Source organism: Accumulibacter sp., from assembly GCF_036625275.1.
Lineage (GTDB): Bacteria > Pseudomonadota > Gammaproteobacteria > Burkholderiales > Rhodocyclaceae > Accumulibacter.
In genome coordinates, this window is record NZ_JAZKUD010000018.1 from 40045 (window position 1) to 55556 (window position 15512).

Genomic DNA, 15512 nt, shown 5'->3' on the forward strand with positions numbered 1-15512 from the left:
TGTACAGACTGGGAGAACTCGACCAGTATACCCAGCCCATCCCGTCAGAAGCTCTTGGCCGGTCTCCCGGAGGATTTTGGTCACGCGCCGCTCGGCTTCGTCGGCACGCCGTAGGTCTCCCTGAGCATTTTCCATCCGATCCAGCATCTCCAGAGCACCTTGGCCAACATCTTGGGATGGGCGGCCAGGCGGGCCGCCAAGACTCTCGTATCCGAAGCTTCGTCGCAGGAAATGATGGGCATGGCTTCTCTCCGAGGATGGGAACGCTACTCTACCGCAGACTCCTCGCCAATCTGGCCAAGTCGCTGACCATGATCAGCGTAGGGACTCGTCCAACACTTTCATTCGCACCCGCTACGAAGCTACTCAATGAATTGACAGGGCACTGATTCAACGATAGATTCCTCAGGCGGGTTTGTGCCCGGATCGTCACGTACAGTTTTCAATCGTCAGGAGGGGTCATGTCGAAGGGGAGGGTTTGTGGTTTTTCGTTGCTGGCACTTCTGGCTGCAACAGGTTTGTCGGGCTGCCTCAGTAATATCAGTAAGAGCGATGGTGCTCAATCTGCTGTGCCGGCTTCAGCGATACAGGCGGAGGATACCGTGGCCGCACCGCAGACGGTCCCGGCAGCACAGCTGAACCAGCCGGCCAGGCCAGCCAAGAAGGGCACCAAGGCCGCGAAGGCCGAGCAGCCCACTCCGTCAGCCCAGGCTGCGCAGCCAGTGGCAGCCGCCCAGCCCGCGGCGCTGGCCCCGGCGACGTCATCGGGCAGGATCGGCCCCGGAATGAACAGCAGGGGTGAAGTCGTGGATTCATCCAGGGTCGAAGCCGGCTACGGCCAGACCGTCAAGGGATTGCGCGACTGGGAGGGTGAGATCACTGGCAGGCCGGCGCCGGGCAGCAAGTTTACACAGCTACAGATTGGCATGCCCATGAAGCAGGTGACCGACCTCGTCGGACAGCCCAGCGACCAGGGTGCCTACATCACCGGCAAGGCTTTCATCCCCTTCTTCTTCGGGAGCGACACGCATCGTCAGGAACTGGTCTACAAGAACCAGGGTCGTCTGATTTTTGCCGGAGGTTCGATGGGTGATTTTGGCAGTGCGCATCTGGTATGGATAATTCACAACGCCAGCGAGCCGGCCTACCGCTGACGCTGGCTGGAACGCATTGCGCGGGGGCGGGAAAAAGATCTGGTCAGCACCCATGGCCATGGTCGCGGGCGAGAGCGTGGTCGTTGGCTCGCTTATCGATCGAGTCCGGTCGGCATCCGTCAATTCAGGAGTGCTGCTCTGAGGATGGTATGCGGGTCACTGGCACTTCGTGGCAAGTTCTGCTTGGCGTGCCGACCAGGCTGATTGGCGCTTGCGCGCAGGGCAGAAGGCCGTTCTACGCGGCCGGGCAGTCTGCCGATGATCACGCAGGCCGCCCCTCGGCCGGCGCTTTTCCAGCAGGGTTCAGAGACATTTGTCGAGGAGTAAAGCGTGCGCATTACCTTGGTTCACCCGGCCGGTTTCAACTTCGTTCCAGGGCAGCCCGATTTTTCGGTGCTGGCCAACCGCATGCCGCCGATCGGCATCATGCAGCTCGCAAGCTGGCTGGAGAAGCATGGCCATGCGACCGAACTGCATGACTGCCTGGGCCCGTATGCGCCGCCGGGAATCGAGGCCAACGCTGAGATTGTTCTGGCGACCCGGCCGGATCTCGTGGGCATCAGTGCGACGACTTCCAGCTTTATGGACGGGGTCGACCTCGCTGCGTACATCAAGCGGAAGCGGCCGGAGGTCAGAATCGTCTTCGGGGCGGTGCATGTCTCATCGATTGGCGCACCGATTCTTGAGCACTTTCCGGAAATCGACTACCTGTGCATCGGCGAGGGTGAAGGCTGCCTGCTCGACCTGGCAAACGGCAAGGCGCTGGCGGAGATCGACAACCTGGTATTCCGCAACGGCGACAACCGGATCGTTTGCAATCCGCGCCGACACCGCATCCTCAATCTCGACGAGCTGCCCTTTCCGGCGTACGAAAAGCTGGCCGGTTTTCCGCATGGCTACCACCTGCCACTGTTTGCCTACGAGAAACGTCACGGCGCGACGATGATCACTTCGCGCGGCTGCCCCTACACCTGCTCATTTTGCGACCGAACGGTTTTCGAGCGACTGTACAAGACCAACTCGGCGCAATACACGTACGAGCACATGAAATACCTTCGGGATCGCTTCGGTGTCTACCACATCAACTTTTACGATGATCTGTTCACGGCCCACAAGAAACGCGTCACCGAACTGTGCGAACTGCTGATCGAGCAGCCGCTGGGGATGAACTTCAACTGCGCCATCCGCACGGGTCACACCTCCGACGAAATGCTGGCCATGCTGAAGAAGGCCGGTGCGCTGATGGTGTCGATGGGTATCGAATCAGCCGATCCGGGAATGATGGAGCGCCACAAGGCCGGGGTGACGCTGCCGGAAGTGAAGAAGACCGTCGAACGGATCCACGCTGCCGGTTTGCGCGCCAAGGGCCTGTTCATCTTCGGGTTGCCGGGAGAAACACCGGCAACACTCAGGCAGACGAGTGATTTCATTCTCTCTCTCGATCTTGACGAAATGAACATGACCAAGTTCAGCCCGATGTATGGCGCGCCGATCTGGGACGAGTGCGTCAGTGGCAAGGAAGGGGACTTCATCGAAGACTGGCGGCTGATGAACTGCCTGAATTTTGTCTTCAAGCCACACGGCTTTTCGTCGCGCGAGGAGATGGACGCGCTCTACAACTGGCACGTCAAGCGTTATTACGACAGCCGGGGCTATCGCCATCGCTTTGCAAAGCGACTCTGGCAGCATCGCTGGAGCCTCTGGCATGTTGTCCGGCACCTGCCGGAAACCGTGGCTGCGGCTCGTTACTTCAGTGCCAACAAGGAGCAACTGGAACTTGCCAGGCAGGAGTTTGCCCGCCATCCGCGCCAACCGGTCGGCCTGCAGCCCTTCCTGAGTCCGGAGTTGAAAGCGGATGCCATTGCCGCCATGTCGCCGATCAAGATTTCCCGCCGTCCGGCGCGGCCGGCAGCGGCACCGGAACCGGCATCGTGCTGCACGCCGCAAGCGTTGGGATCAGCCGTGCAGGGAACAGTATAATGGAGCACTTGGCGGCTTTCGCTGCCGGAGTCGTGATTGACAGGGGTTGCGGGCATGCAGGTTGAAGGTGGGGGAGGGGAGCGCCGGGAATGCGATGTCCTGGTGATCGGTGGCGGCCCGGCCGGGTCGACGATCGCTCCTTTGCTCATCGAGAGAGGCTATCGTGTCGTCCTGCTCGAGAAAGCGCGACATCCGCGCTTCCACATTGGCGAGTCCCTGCTGCCAGCCAATCTGCCGCTCTTCGAACGGCTCGGCGTTGCCAGCGAGGTCAAGGCCATCGGCATGGAAAAATGGGCGGCCGAGTTTGTCTCGCCACAGCACTTGATGCCGCAGACCTTCCATTTCGCAGATGCCTGGGACAAGTCGATGCCTTACGCCTACCAGGTGAAACGGGCGGAGTTCGACGCCATCCTGATCCGCAATGCCGCGTGCAAAGGGGTTGAGGTCCACGAGGCTTGCAAGGCAAGGGCAGTCGACTTCCTGTCCGACAACAGCGTGCGGGTCCGCGCCTGTCAGGAAAATGGTCGCGAGGTCGAATGGACGGCACGCTTCGTCGTCGATGCTTCCGGGCGTGACACCTTCCTGGCCAATCGCTTCCAGATCAAGCACCGCAACCCGCGGCACAACAGTTCGGCCGTTTATGGGCATTTCGCTGGCGCCAGCCGCAGCGCCGGGCAGGCAGAAGGCAACATCACCATCTTCTGGTTCGAGCATGGCTGGTTCTGGTTCATTCCGATGCAGGGCGACGTGACCAGCGTCGGCATGGTCACCTGGCCGTATTTCATGAAGGCCAGGGGGCAACGGAGCATCGAGCGCTTCCTGCACGACGGCATTGCCTCCTGCCCGGCACTCGCCATGCGTCTCAAGGATGCCCGGCTGATCAACCCGGTCGAGGCAACCGGCAACTTTTCCTACGTGTCCGAGCGCACGCATGGCAGCAACTACCTGTTGCTTGGCGATGCTTATGCCTTCATCGACCCGGTTTTTTCTTCCGGGGTGCTGCTGGCGATGCACAGCGGCGTGATCGGCGCGGAGACCATCGACACCTGCCTGCAGCGGCCTGGCGAGGCGGCGGCGGCCCTCAAGCGCTTCGACCGCCTGATGCAGCATGGTCCGAAGCAGTTCTCGTGGTTCATCTACCGGGTCACCAACCCGATCATGCGCGACTTCTTCATGGGTCCGAAGAACCTCTTCCGGGTCAAGGAAGCGCTGCTGTCGGTGCTCGCCGGCGACATCTTCGGCAGTACGCCGATCTGGCGCTCGCTGTGGATGTTCAAGCTGCTCTACTATTTCGCCAACGCCATCCAGCCCCGGCGTGCCTTCATGGGCTGGAGGCGCCGGCGTTCCAACATCCGCCGGGTCGATGACCCTGCCCTGAACGCCAGCCCGTGAGCCTCGCTTTTCGTTCCGATGCCTGCCGTTCGCGACCGCTTGTGGATGCCGAAGTCAAAGCTGCGGAGATCCTCGGCGGCACGCTGATCGGCTGTCGGCCGTCCACACCCCCGACGCCTCGCTGGCCGGAGCAGACAGTGGTTGCGCCGTTGCTCGGTTATCCCGGCGAAGCCGTCCATGAGTTGTGGATCAGTGCGGGCGATTGCCGCCCCGGCGAGTTTGAAGGAATCGCTTTCCGGCGCAGCCGGGAAGTCCTGTTCGGTGTCATCGAACTCGACGAGCAGGCCTTTTCGACTACCGGCCGGGAAAGCGCCCTGCAGCAGGCAACAGGGGAAGCCTACCGGCGCATTTTCCGGCTACTTGCCGCGCAGGAGTTGCCACACCTCTGGCGCGTCTGGAATTATCTTGCCGACATCAACGGCGAAACCAACGGCCTCGAACGCTATCGCCAGTTCAACATTGGCCGGCACGATGCCTTTGCTGCCTGCGCTCGGGCGGCCACCGGTGACGTTCCCGCGGCCTGTACGATCGGTCTGCCGCAGGGACCGCTGAGCATTGCCTTCCTCGCAGGTCGAACGCCGGTACAGCCGGTCGAGAACCCACGCCAGGTGAGTGCCTACCACTACCCGATGGAGTACGGGCCACGCAGCCCTACTTTCTCACGTGCGGTGCTCTTGACCCTGCCCGAACGGGAGTGCCTGTTCATTTCCGGGACGGCGAGCATCGTCGGACACCGCACGGTGCATCTCGGGGATATCTTTGGGCAAACGCGCGAGGCGCTGGCCAACGTCGAGGCCGTGCTGACCGAGGCCAACCGTCTGAGCCGCACGATATTTACGCTGGGCGGGCTTGCGTACCGTGTCTACATCCGCCATGCCGAGGATTTTCCGGCCGTGCGGGATCTGTTGAGCGCTCCGATGGGTACTGCGGTGGGTCTCTGCGTGCAGGCCGACATCTGCCGACAAGACCTTCTCGTCGAGATCGAGGCGGTGGCCGTCAATGTTCTGGGGAGTGTCTGATGCATGATGCCTTGAACGGATGCCGGATCGGCCGTCTGACGGCAGCGGGGCTGGGCTGTCTTGCGCTGGTCGCGCCGGCAGCCGAGGAAAAGCCACTGTGGGAACTGGGGGCCGGGGTTGCGGCATTCAGCTTCCCGTATTACCGGGGGTCGGATCAAACCGACCATTTCGTTCTGCCGGTCCCCTATTTCACCTATCACGGGGATTTCTTCAAGGCCGACCGGCACGGCATCCGCGGCAGCTTCTTCGATTCCGACCGCGTCGACCTGAGCGTCAGTCTGGCGTTGTCGCCACCGGGCCTGAGCGACGACATCCGTGCCCGCGCCGGCATGCCGAACCTCGATGCGACCTTCGAGATTGGCCCGCAGATGGATATCACCCTGTGGCGATCGGAAAACCGGTCCCGTTTCGTCAAGTTGCTGCTGCCGTTGCGCGCCGCTTTCACCGTCGAGAGTTCTCCCCGTGATATCGGCTGGGTCTTCCATCCACGGCTCAACCTCGACCTCACCGACCTGCCGGGGATGCCTAACTGGAAACTCGGCCTGCTGGGCGGGGTGGTTTTCGGCAACCAGCGGCAGAATGCCTATTACTACACGGTCGCACCGCAGTACGCCACGCCGACGCGTCCCGCCTACCAGGCCGCTGGCGGCTACGCCGGCACGCAATACCTGGCGGCGCTCTCGAAGCGCTTTCCCAAATTCTGGTTTGGCGCCTTTGTCCGCTACGACAACCTCGATGGCGCGACTTTCGACGATAGCCCGCTGGTCAGGCAAAAAAACTATTTTGCTGCCGGTCTCTCGCTGAGCTGGATTCTCGGCGAATCGTCGACGCGCGTGCAGGTCGATGACTGACTCGCCTGCCGGCAAAGCCCCCCTGTGGGTCGCCTATGAACGTCTGGCCATGGTGCTGGGGCTGGGCGTTCTGGCGCTCTGCTGCCTGATCTGGCTGCCGTTTGCGATGCTTCTCCATCCGCTCTTGCCGCGCCGCATCGGCCAGTCGATTGGCCGCCTGGTGGCGCGTGTCGGTTTCCGTGGCTATCTGGCAGTGCTCGGCTGGTTGTGTGCCTGCCGCTTCGATCTCGAAGAACTCGATCAACTGCGCGGCGCGGGGCCGCTGTTGCTGGCAGCCAACCATCCCTCGCTGCTCGACGCGGTCCTTATCCTCTCTCGCGTACCGGATACCGTTTGCATCATGAAGGCGGAACTGATGGACAATCTCCTGTTCGGCGCGGCTGCGCGGCTGGCGCGCTTCATCCGCAATGACGCGCCACTGGCGATGATCCTCGACGCCGGCGAAGAACTCAGACAAGGCGCCCACCTGCTGATTTTCCCCGAAGGCACGCGGACCACCACTTTTCCGGTCAACTCCTGCCTGCCGACGGTCGGTCTCGTCGCCCGGCGCAACAGGGTGGCGGTTCAAGTCTTGTTGATCGAGTTCTCGACGCCCTATCTCGGCAAGCACTGGCCACTGTTCAGGCGGCCGGAATTGCCCTTGCGCTGTCGCATCCGTCTCGGCCGTCGCTTCACCCCGCCGGAGGACGTTGCTGTCTTCAGGGCCGAACTCGAAAATCATTTCCGGGCCGAACTGAGTGAGCCATGGCCGGCAACAGTCACCGGCCCGGCCCTCGTGAATGCCCACAAGGGCCGGCGAAAGGTCTGCTGAACGCGCGCCATGGCGGTCGCCTCCTCCACTCATCTGGTCATCATCCCGAGCTACAACCCAGGGCCACAGGTTCTGCAGACGGTTCGTGCCGCACGTGCGCAATGGACGCCGGTGTGGGTGGTTGTCGACGGCAGTACCGACGGGACCGGCGAATGCCTGCAGGCACTGGCTGGTGAAGATGATGGCCTGCGCGTGTTCGTGTTGCCAAAGAATCGTGGCAAGGGGGCGGCGGTGCTCGAAGGCATCAGCCAGGCACGGATCGCCGGCTTCACGCACGCGCTGACGATGGATTCCGATGGCCAGCACCCGGCCAGGCTGATCCCCGCGTTCATGGCGGCTTCGCAAGCGCGGCCGGAAGCGATGGTGCTCGGCAAGCCGGTCTTCGCCGCCGATGCGCCGGCACTGCGCGTCAATGGCCGCAAGATCTCCAATGGCTGGGCCAACCTCGAAACGCTGTGGATGGGCATCGGCGACTCGCTCTACGGGTTTCGCGTCTACCCGATCGAACCGCTGCAACGGATCATGCAGGCGAATCGCTGGATGCGCCGTTTCGATTTCGATCCGGAGGCCGTCGTTCGCTTGTGCTGGGCTGGCGTCCCGCCGCTCAACAGCGATGCGCCGGTGCGCTACCTGCGGCCCGACGAGGGCGGCGTCTCGCATTTCCGCTACCTGCGCGACAACACTCTGCTGACCTGGATGCACACCCGGCTGTTTTTCGGTTTCCTGCTCCGCTTGCCATGGCTGCTGGCCAGGAAGATCACCGACTGAGCGGTCGATCCTGGAGACTGCCAACGGCACCATGAACATCACAGAAATCTTTCTGATCGCCATGGCGATCATCTTCACGCTGCCCTATCTGATCTGGCGTATCGGGCGTACGGATTACTACGCGCCGCTGGTCGTCGTCCAGATCCTCACCGGGATCGTGCTCGGACCGGGAATTCTCGGTCGCTTCTACCCCGATGGCTATGCCTTGGTCTTCAATGCGGCGGTCGTCCAGTCACTCAACGGCATTGCCTGGTGGGCGGTGATGCTCTTCGTGATGATCGCCGGCGTCGAACTCGACCTCGGACAGGCCTGGGCACATCGTCGCGAGAGCAGCATCACCGCCGGACTGGCGCTCGGTACGCCGCTCCTGTTCGGCTGCCTGGCGGCCGGTCTGCTGCTGCTCGACGATGGCTGGACCGGGCCGCAGGCGATGCCCTGGCAGTTCGTTCTCGGCGTCGGCATGGCCTGCGCGGTGACGGCGCTGCCGATCCTGATCCTGCTCATGGACAAGCTCGCCATTCTGCGCCAGCCGATCGGCCAGCGCATCCTGCGCTACGCCAGTCTCGACGACATTGCCATCTGGGGTGTGCTGGCGCTGATCCTGATGGACTGGCATCGGGTCGGCAAGCAGATCGCTTTTCTTCTCGGCTACGCCCTGCTCGGCTTCGCCTTCCGGGCGCTGATGCAGCGGCTGCAGGAGCGTGACCGCTGGCATGTGGCGCTGATCTGGCTGGCCGCCTGCGCCTTCGGTGCCGACTGGTCCGGCCTGCACTTCATGGTCGGCGCCTTTCTCGCCGGCGCGATCATGGACACCGGGTGGTTCGATCAGGAACGGATGGACCTGCTGCGCCACCATGTCCTGCTGGTCGTCATGCCGGTCTTTTTCCTCAGCACCGGCCTGCGTACCAACTGGACGCTCGGTGGCGAGGCGGTGTTCGTCGCTGCCGGGCTATTGCTCGTCGCTTCGGTTGGCGGCAAGCTGCTTGGCACAAGCATCGCCGGCAGAATCCTCGACTGGATGCCCGGCGAGGCAGGCATCATCGGCTGGCTCCTGCAGACCAAGGCGCTGATCATGATCATTTTCGCCAACATTCTGCTCGACAAGCAGATCATCACCAGTGAGGCCTTCACCGCTCTGTTGCTGATGGCGGTGGCCAGTACGATGCTCACCGTACCAATGGTTGCGCCGAAGCTGAAGCGGCTGCGGGAAGTCGTTCTGCGCAGCAGTTGATTCGCAGCGAATGGCGCCAGTTGCAGTAAACGGGTGATCAGTTCAGCAGCACGTGCTGCTGGCGACAACCGGGCTGACCCTGCTGGTCGCGGTTCCTTGGTCTGGTTCCGGGTGACGCCTTGCCCGCTTACCGCGAGGCGAGGCGCTGCAGGATCGAGTTCAGTCGGGACTCGTCAAACCGACCCAAACGGCTACCCTGCACCCGGCCGTCGGGGCCAATCACCAGTGTATAGGGCAGACCCTTGATCTGCAGGCCAGGCATCTGGCTGGTGGCCGGATCGGCGAACAGTAGCGGATAGGCGACCGGTGTGGTCCTGACGAAGGCCTGCATGTTTTCCACAGTGTCGATCCCTATCCCGACAAACTGTACGCCCTGCGCCGCATACTGGCGTTGCAGGCGTGAGAAGGCTGGTATTTCCTCGACGCAAGGGGCGCACCAACTGGCCCAGTAATTGACCACCAGAATCTTGTCACGCCACTGCGCCATCGCCTGCGGGCGCCCGTCGAGATCGGGCAGCGTCAGCCCCATGACCGCGTCGGCCTGCGCCTGCTCCTGCGCCGGCGATAGTTGCTGCGACGAGATCAGGCCGGAGGGAGTGCCATTGACCGGCAAACGGTTTTGCTCGATCAAGCGATAACCCAGCCAGCCAATCGTCGCCAGCGTCGCCACCCCGGCCGTTACCGCCAGCCCCAATGCTTGCTTCATCGTCCGCTGCGCCGCGACATTGCCTTGAGACAGACGAGAACGAACATCAATCCGCCGATGACCGCGATCAGGCCGCCGAGGCCCATCATGCCCATGCCGATCTTCTGCGGTAGCGTCGTCAGCAACTGATCGGCACCGGCCACCTTGCGCTGCACGCCGTAACCCCCCGACCACGCCAGACCGAGCACATGCAACAACTGCCCGGCGCCATAAACGTAGGGTTGCCAGATTGCCATGCGGCCCGCCGGGCGGTTAAAACCGAGCTTCGGCAGCAGCACGTAGGCGAGTCCCATGAAGGCCAGCGTCACGCCGACCGTCGATCCGTGGTAATGCGCCGGAATGACGACGTTCACCCCTTCGATCAGATAACCGAGCACCCCCCCGAGGGCAAACAGGATGAACGAAGCCAGCAGGGCGGACCTGGCCGGGCCGTCGAGATCAGTCGGCAGGCCGCGCAAGCGCCACAGAGACAGGGCGCCGAGGAGGATCAGCGGTCCCATGTAAGGGTGGCCCCAGAGCATCAGTTTGGCGAACAGCTCCATGTGCGGCAGCGAGCCGACCGGTACCCACAGATAGATTGCCGGCACGGCCAGCAGCGGCAGTGCTGCGACCAGAAAGAGTACCGACAGCGCACGAGCCGAGACTCGCGACGGACGGCCGAGTTGCGCTGCGATCCAAAGCCAGGCGACGACCATCAGCAGGGCATGCTGGAACTGCAGAGTGTGTCCGCCGCCCCAGAACAACACTTCGTAATAAATCATTCCTTCGACCCAGGGCACCTGCGCCCAGGATACGTAGAAGGCACCCAGCGCCAGCAAGGCCGCGATGGCACCGAGGAAAGCGCCGAGGAGCAGCGGCTCGGCAAGCGGGCGCTGCGGCCAGGTGGTGACCAGGGCACGCAGCACGGTCAGGCTCGAGCCGGCAGCGAAGGTCCAGATCGAGGCAAAAAAAAGCGGTTGCTTGAGTACCGGGATATAGTTGTTGAGCATCGGTTCGGCGCCGGGGAAGAACGGTGAAACGGTCATCAGCGCCGTCCCCAGCGCCGCCAGACCGAAACCGACCCAGCCGAGCCACGTCAGGCTGGCGGTGCCGACGGCGCTCCAGATCACCGCGGCAAAGGCCATGAACCAGACGGCTACCGACAGGTCGACATGCACCACCAGCGCGGCCCGGAACAGATCCTTCAGCGGAAAGACATCCTGAATCCCCGGTGTCCGTGACAGGACCAGCAGTACCGCCAACAGACCCGAACCGATCAGCGCCATCACCCCCAGCCACAGCCAGGCGCGTGCCAGATGGGTGGGGGTTCCCGAAGCGATCGCCGGCATCACTGACGCTCGCGAAGAAACTGTCAAACCGTTTGAATCCACTGCTCCCTCGTGCGAAAAAACCAATGAGTATAGTTCGAAAACCGAGAAGTAGTTCCTCGCTGTTTTGCCAGTGCAACACATAATTCGTTTGCCTTGAACGAAATTCCTGACACCCCAGGAACGATGCCCTGAACGCCTTGTGCATCGGCATCCGATTCGTCAAGCAAGCACCGCCAGCGCCATCACCACCGCCATCGTCGCACGCAAGGAATTCTGAATATGAGAACCCTGGGAATCATCTTTGTTGTCACCTTCATGGCGGCCTTCGCCGGTATCGCCGCCAAAGTCCCGCTGATTACGGCCAGCAGCTTTGCCAGGGTCATCGTCAGTGCGGCCATCGTTGCCGCGCTGCCAACGCTGATCTGCTGGGGAATCGCTCGGACCATCAGGTTCTACCGGAATTGTCGCCTGACCCCTCGGGTGCAGGCCGAGATCGTTCGGCAGGAGTAGCCATCATCTCGCCCATGCGGATCGGGCGGGCGGGCGCCCAGGCCGGATTGAAATGGAGCGTGTCTTTCGGAAAGAGTACGACCACCGTCGAGCCGAGCAGGAAGCGGCCCATTTCATCGCCTTTCTTCAGGACGATCTGCTGGTCGTCGTAGCGCCATTCACGGATTTCGCGGACACGCGGTGGGTTGACGATGCCGTGCCAGACGGTAGCCATGCTGCCGACGATGGTTGCGCCGACCAGGATCAGGACGAAGGGGCCAAATCCGGCCTCGAAGACGCAAACGACCCGCTCATTGCGGGCGAACAATCCTGGCACGCCACGTGCTGTTGCCGGATTGACCGAGAATAGCGCGCCGGGAACATGGATCATTCGCGTCAGGCGGCCATCAACCGGCATGTGAATTCGGTGATAGTCGCGCGGACTGAGGTAGAGGGTTGCAAAAGCGCCGTTCTCGAAGCGGGCGGCGAGTGGACGGTCGCCGCCGACGAGGGCAACGGTCGAATAGCGATGACCTTTGGCCTGAAAAATCTGGTCGTGTTCGATGGCGCCAAACTGACTGATCGCACCATCGACCGGACAGAGAAAAGCGGCGTCGGCAAGTGGCCGGGCACCGGCACGCAGTGATCGGGCAAAGAACTCGTTGAAGCTCCTGTAGCTGATCGGATCGGCATCGACGGCCTCGCTCAGGTCGACGCCATAGCGCTGAACGAACCAGCGGATGACACGGGTCGTCAGGCTGCCGGCTTCACTCTCGGCGAGCTTGCCGGCGATTGTGCTCAGAGCTTGTTTGGGCAGAAGGTATTGGGACAGTACGGCAAGACGGTCGGACACGATTGGGCCTGTGGGAGTGAAGGCGCAATTATACGGGTTCAAGCAACACTTTCATGCCCACCCGGCGCCTCTGGCAGGGCCATCGCATGAATCTTATACAAGACTCAGGAGTTCGGCGCGGAAGGCGTCCGAAGAGGCGGCGATCAGTCGCTGAACCTTGAGGCCGCCTTTTGGTTTTACCGGAGCAAGGCGCAGGAGGTTCAAGACGAACTGGCGCAAGACGGCGAAATTTTGAGCGGCATGATCGGTGCGAGCGCGCATCTGGTCGTCGCCGAAAACGACATCCATGCACCCATGCAGGCTGTTCTCGACGCACCAGTGCCTGTGGACGGCGTCATTCATGCGTTGCCCATCATGGGGTGTTAACAACCGGTTAGCGGCAAACCATCAGACATGAGCCTCACAGGCCACCGCGGTCGGAGGATTACAATCGGATTGGCGGTCGCTGCCACTATAATCACGTTCTTTTTTTCTGACCAGGAAGGATCGGCATGCATTTACTCAGAATTCTCCCGGCGGCGGCATTGGCATTTGTACTGGCGGCGCCCGTTTCTTCGTTGTCGGTTGCGGCACCGACAACCATCGACCTCTCGCATCAGCTTGACGAAGAACGTGCCGAGCGACTCGAGAAACTGATCGAACGCTTCAACTCGCGGCAGAAGGACTATGAGGTCAAGCTGGTGCGCCGCGTTCAGGGCGATTCGCCCAAGGATCTCAACCTGGTGACGCGCGAGGAGCAGGCGCGCTTTGTCGCTGCAAAGGCAAATTTCAAACCTTTGCACCAGGTGATGAAGGAAGCGAACATGCCCCTCGATGGCGGCAAACTAGCGCCGGAACTGCGCGTCGGCCTGGGTGATGCCAAAGGAGGACTGTTTGCGTTGCCGATCGGGCTGTCGACGCCGGTGTTGTTCATCAACAAGATGGCCTTCCGCAAGGCCGGACTCGATCCGGAAAAACCGCCGAAAACCTGGGCGGAGATGCTGAAAGCCGCCGACAAGCTGTTCGATGCCGGCAGCACCTGTCCCTACACCACTTCCTGGCCGTCTTGGGTGCATATCGACAACCTGAGTTCCTGGAACGGCGTCGAGGTATCCGACGCGAAGGGTCGCCTGAACTTCAACGGCCTGGTCCAGGTCAAGCACACGGCGATGCTGACCACCTGGGCGAAAGCCCGTTTCTTCATCTATTTCGGCCGTCGCGACGAGGCCGACAACCGTTTTGTCGCGGGGGAATGCGGCATGCTGACCAGTTCGTCTTCGCTCTACGGCGCGCTGCACGAGAGCCGCAAGGTCGAGGTCGGCGTTTCGTCGCTGCCGTATCACGACGATGTGCCGGGAGCACCGCAGCAGACGCTGGCCGGAGGTTACTCGCTGTGGGTCGGCGCCGGCCAGAAGCCGGCCGAGTACAAGGGGGTTGCGCAGTTCGTGAGTTTCCTGATGGAGCCCGATCTGCAGGTCGAGTTCAGTGCGGTGGCCGGCTTTCTACCGATGACGCCGGCGGCGCGTGCGGCTGCGGGCAGCAAGCTGTTGAAGGCCGATACCGCCGGTCTCAATGTCGCTTACGCGCAGTTGCAGGGCCCAGGCGCTCTGCGTGCGCTGCGCGTTTCGGAGAATGAGCGGGTGCGGATCATCACCGAGGAGGAACTCGAAGCCGCCTGGGCGGGCAAGACGCCGGCCAAACAGGCGCTCGACAACGCTGTCCAGCGGGGCAATCTCGTCCTTTCCGGAGCGTCAAAGGCACCAGCGCCGGCGCCGCAACGGAAGAAGTGATTGCGCCACGCCTCGGCTGGCGCTTGCCGCATGTTTTCGCGCACCGCTGCGGGGGCGCGCTGGCGCCGGAGAACACCCTGGCCGGTTTGCGCATCGCCGCCCGCTTGGGTCTGCGGGCGGTCGAATTCGACGTGATGCTGTCGGCAGACGCTTCGCCGTGGCTACTGCACGACGAAACGCTGGCCCGCACGACGAGCGGCGCCGGTCGGATATGCGAGACCTCTGATGCCGAACTGTCGGTCCTCGACGCCGGTGTTCGCCAGCATCCGGCATTTGCCGGCGAGCCGCTGCCGACACTGGCGTCGGCCGCCTTCGTCTGCAGGCAACTGGGTCTGCTGGCCAACGTCGAAATCAAACCGGCCGCCGGTTTCGACGCCCTGACCGGCGAGGTCGTCGCGCGCGCGCTGCGCGCGCTGTGGGCCGGCGCCGAACTGCCGCTGCTCTCGTCGTTTTCCGAAACGGCCTTGGCTGCGGCACGGGCGGCTGTCCCGGAACTGCCGCTCGGCATGCTTCATGAACGTCCGCCGACGGACTGGCTGGCGCGTCTCCGGCAGCTCGCAGCAGTGACCCTGCATTGTCACGTCGATTGCCTTGACGACGACCTGCTTGGCGAAGCGCGTGCCCATGGCATCCCGGTGCTTTGCTACACGGTCAATGATCCAGTGCTCGCAACCACGCTCTACCGGCGGGGGGTGGCGGCGGTGTTCAGCGATCGCATCGATTGTGTCGCCGAGGAATCGCGTCGCCGTGTCCGTCACGGGTGCAACCCGTCTCCCGCGCCCAAGGTTCAAGCGGTTTGAGATATCGGCCAATCCTCGACCTCATACAGAGTGGTATGTGGATACAGCCGCTCGGATTCGCGTCGAACACGGAAGGCGGTGAAGTCTTCCCATTGCTGATTGATGGCGATGCAGCGCAATTGCAGCATGGCTTGGGCGCCGGCCACCGTCCAGCGCATCCCGGTACGTTCCAGCCGATCCTTGACCACATGCCGACAGGCCCCCTCGATCACGACGGAGGCGATGGGATACCCCGCTGCCAAATATTGGTCATATACCGTACGCGGTCACAACTGCGCTTTCTGTAGGGTTTGAAAGTTGAGGCTCAAGAGGGAGTTCAGAGCCGTTTGGTGAATAGTGTGGGTATCGTCCAGGCAACCTTGGATGGCGTTCATGAAGG

Annotated in this window: 16 protein-coding genes and 1 pseudogene; 11 read left to right on the plus strand and 6 right to left on the minus strand. The window is 62.5% G+C overall.

Translation table 11 applies throughout. The features are described 5' to 3' along the window. Positions 1–80: 80 nt before the first annotated feature. The gene (locus V5B39_RS08830; RefSeq protein ID WP_332342531.1) at positions 81–242 is read right to left on the minus strand and encodes a hypothetical protein; all 162 of its coding nucleotides are present in this window, start codon (positions 240–242) and stop codon (positions 81–83) included. A gap of 480 nt (positions 243–722) precedes the next feature. Here V5B39_RS08830 and V5B39_RS08835 point away from each other — a divergent pair, with 480 nt between their 5' ends. From V5B39_RS08835 to V5B39_RS08870, 8 genes are all read left to right on the plus strand, one after another. Continuing rightward, a complete protein-coding gene (locus V5B39_RS08835; RefSeq protein WP_434735673.1) occupies positions 723–1154 on the plus strand; it encodes a hypothetical protein in 432 nt (143 codons plus the stop codon). Positions 1155–1484: 330 nt separating this feature from the next. After that, positions 1485–3134: a B12-binding domain-containing radical SAM protein gene (locus V5B39_RS08840; RefSeq protein WP_332342532.1), complete on the plus strand. Its 1650-nt coding sequence runs from the start codon at positions 1485–1487 to the stop codon at positions 3132–3134. Positions 3135–3188: 54 nt separating this feature from the next. Then, the gene (locus V5B39_RS08845; RefSeq protein ID WP_332342533.1) at positions 3189–4526 is read left to right on the plus strand and encodes an NAD(P)/FAD-dependent oxidoreductase; all 1338 of its coding nucleotides are present in this window, start codon (positions 3189–3191) and stop codon (positions 4524–4526) included. Continuing rightward, positions 4523–5545, plus strand: a complete 1023-nt coding sequence (locus tag V5B39_RS08850) for a Rid family hydrolase (protein WP_332342534.1) — start codon at positions 4523–4525, stop codon at positions 5543–5545. Before V5B39_RS08845 ends, V5B39_RS08850 begins: the two co-directional genes overlap by 4 nt. Further along, positions 5545–6396 (plus strand): MipA/OmpV family protein, encoded by an 852-nt coding sequence (locus V5B39_RS08855; RefSeq protein WP_332342535.1) that lies wholly within the window; start codon positions 5545–5547, stop codon positions 6394–6396. The genes V5B39_RS08850 and V5B39_RS08855 overlap by 1 nt, the downstream gene beginning before the upstream one ends. Next, positions 6389–7207: a lysophospholipid acyltransferase family protein gene (locus V5B39_RS08860; RefSeq protein WP_332342536.1), complete on the plus strand. Its 819-nt coding sequence runs from the start codon at positions 6389–6391 to the stop codon at positions 7205–7207. The genes V5B39_RS08855 and V5B39_RS08860 overlap by 8 nt, the downstream gene beginning before the upstream one ends. A gap of 9 nt (positions 7208–7216) precedes the next feature. After that, on the plus strand, positions 7217–7975 hold the full coding sequence (locus tag V5B39_RS08865) for a glycosyltransferase family 2 protein (protein WP_332342537.1): 759 nt from the start codon (positions 7217–7219) through the stop codon (positions 7973–7975). A 31-nt stretch (positions 7976–8006) separates the two neighbouring features. Beyond that, positions 8007–9206 carry a cation:proton antiporter gene (locus tag V5B39_RS08870; RefSeq protein ID WP_332342538.1) on the plus strand — a complete coding sequence of 400 codons (1200 nt, stop codon included), beginning with the start codon at positions 8007–8009 and terminating at the stop codon, positions 9204–9206. 127 nt (positions 9207–9333) lie between these two features. Here the strand turns inward: V5B39_RS08870 and V5B39_RS08875 are convergent, their stop codons facing one another. Continuing rightward, a complete protein-coding gene (locus V5B39_RS08875; protein WP_332342539.1) occupies positions 9334–9912 on the minus strand; it encodes a TlpA family protein disulfide reductase in 579 nt (192 codons plus the stop codon). Continuing rightward, on the minus strand, positions 9909–11240 hold the full coding sequence (locus V5B39_RS08880) for a cbb3-type cytochrome c oxidase subunit I (RefSeq protein ID WP_332342540.1): 1332 nt from the start codon (positions 11238–11240) through the stop codon (positions 9909–9911). The genes V5B39_RS08875 and V5B39_RS08880 overlap by 4 nt, the downstream gene beginning before the upstream one ends. A gap of 261 nt (positions 11241–11501) precedes the next feature. Between V5B39_RS08880 and V5B39_RS08885 the strand changes: the two genes are divergently transcribed. After that, positions 11502–11732 (plus strand): hypothetical protein, encoded by a 231-nt coding sequence (locus V5B39_RS08885; RefSeq protein WP_332342541.1) that lies wholly within the window; start codon positions 11502–11504, stop codon positions 11730–11732. Here V5B39_RS08885 and asd read toward each other — a convergent pair. Next, positions 11668–12564: an archaetidylserine decarboxylase gene (gene asd / locus V5B39_RS08890; protein ID WP_332342542.1), complete on the minus strand. Its 897-nt coding sequence runs from the start codon at positions 12562–12564 to the stop codon at positions 11668–11670. The genes V5B39_RS08885 and asd overlap by 65 nt on opposite strands. Positions 12565–12657: 93 nt before the next feature. Then, positions 12658–12891 (minus strand): annotated as a pseudogene (locus tag V5B39_RS08895) (ISAs1 family transposase); the annotation flags it as partial. Between the two features lie 164 nt (positions 12892–13055). On the opposite strand from V5B39_RS08895, the gene V5B39_RS08900 reads away from it, so the two are divergent. Together V5B39_RS08900 and ugpQ are read left to right on the plus strand one after the other, a co-directional pair. Continuing rightward, positions 13056–14333, plus strand: a complete 1278-nt coding sequence (locus V5B39_RS08900; RefSeq protein WP_332342543.1) for an extracellular solute-binding protein — start codon at positions 13056–13058, stop codon at positions 14331–14333. Then, positions 14330–15133, plus strand: a complete 804-nt coding sequence (gene ugpQ, locus V5B39_RS08905) for a glycerophosphodiester phosphodiesterase (RefSeq protein WP_332342544.1) — start codon at positions 14330–14332, stop codon at positions 15131–15133. Before V5B39_RS08900 ends, ugpQ begins: the two co-directional genes overlap by 4 nt. Here the strand turns inward: ugpQ and V5B39_RS08910 are convergent. Beyond that, positions 15121–15375, minus strand: a complete 255-nt coding sequence (locus tag V5B39_RS08910) for a hypothetical protein (protein ID WP_434735672.1) — start codon at positions 15373–15375, stop codon at positions 15121–15123. The genes ugpQ and V5B39_RS08910 overlap by 13 nt on opposite strands. Between the last annotated feature and the right edge of the window lie 137 nt (positions 15376–15512).

Excerpts from the sequence above, each read along its gene's own strand:
- V5B39_RS08855 (WP_332342535.1), top strand. The coding sequence starts at position 5,545 with ATGCATGATGCCTTGAACGGATGCCGGATCGGCCGTCTGACGGCAGCG.
- V5B39_RS08830 (WP_332342531.1), bottom strand. The coding sequence starts at position 242 with ATGCCCATCATTTCCTGCGACGAAGCTTCGGATACGAGAGTCTTGGCG.
- V5B39_RS08875 (WP_332342539.1), bottom strand. The coding sequence starts at position 9,912 with ATGAAGCAAGCATTGGGGCTGGCGGTAACGGCCGGGGTGGCGACGCTG.
- V5B39_RS08865 (WP_332342537.1), top strand. The coding sequence starts at position 7,217 with ATGGCGGTCGCCTCCTCCACTCATCTGGTCATCATCCCGAGCTACAAC.
- V5B39_RS08870 (WP_332342538.1), top strand. The coding sequence starts at position 8,007 with ATGAACATCACAGAAATCTTTCTGATCGCCATGGCGATCATCTTCACG.
- V5B39_RS08860 (WP_332342536.1), top strand. The coding sequence starts at position 6,389 with ATGACTGACTCGCCTGCCGGCAAAGCCCCCCTGTGGGTCGCCTATGAA.
- V5B39_RS08900 (WP_332342543.1), top strand. The coding sequence starts at position 13,056 with ATGCATTTACTCAGAATTCTCCCGGCGGCGGCATTGGCATTTGTACTG.
- V5B39_RS08880 (WP_332342540.1), bottom strand. The coding sequence starts at position 11,240 with ATGCCGGCGATCGCTTCGGGAACCCCCACCCATCTGGCACGCGCCTGG.
- V5B39_RS08845 (WP_332342533.1), top strand. The coding sequence starts at position 3,189 with ATGCAGGTTGAAGGTGGGGGAGGGGAGCGCCGGGAATGCGATGTCCTG.
- V5B39_RS08885 (WP_332342541.1), top strand. The coding sequence starts at position 11,502 with ATGAGAACCCTGGGAATCATCTTTGTTGTCACCTTCATGGCGGCCTTC.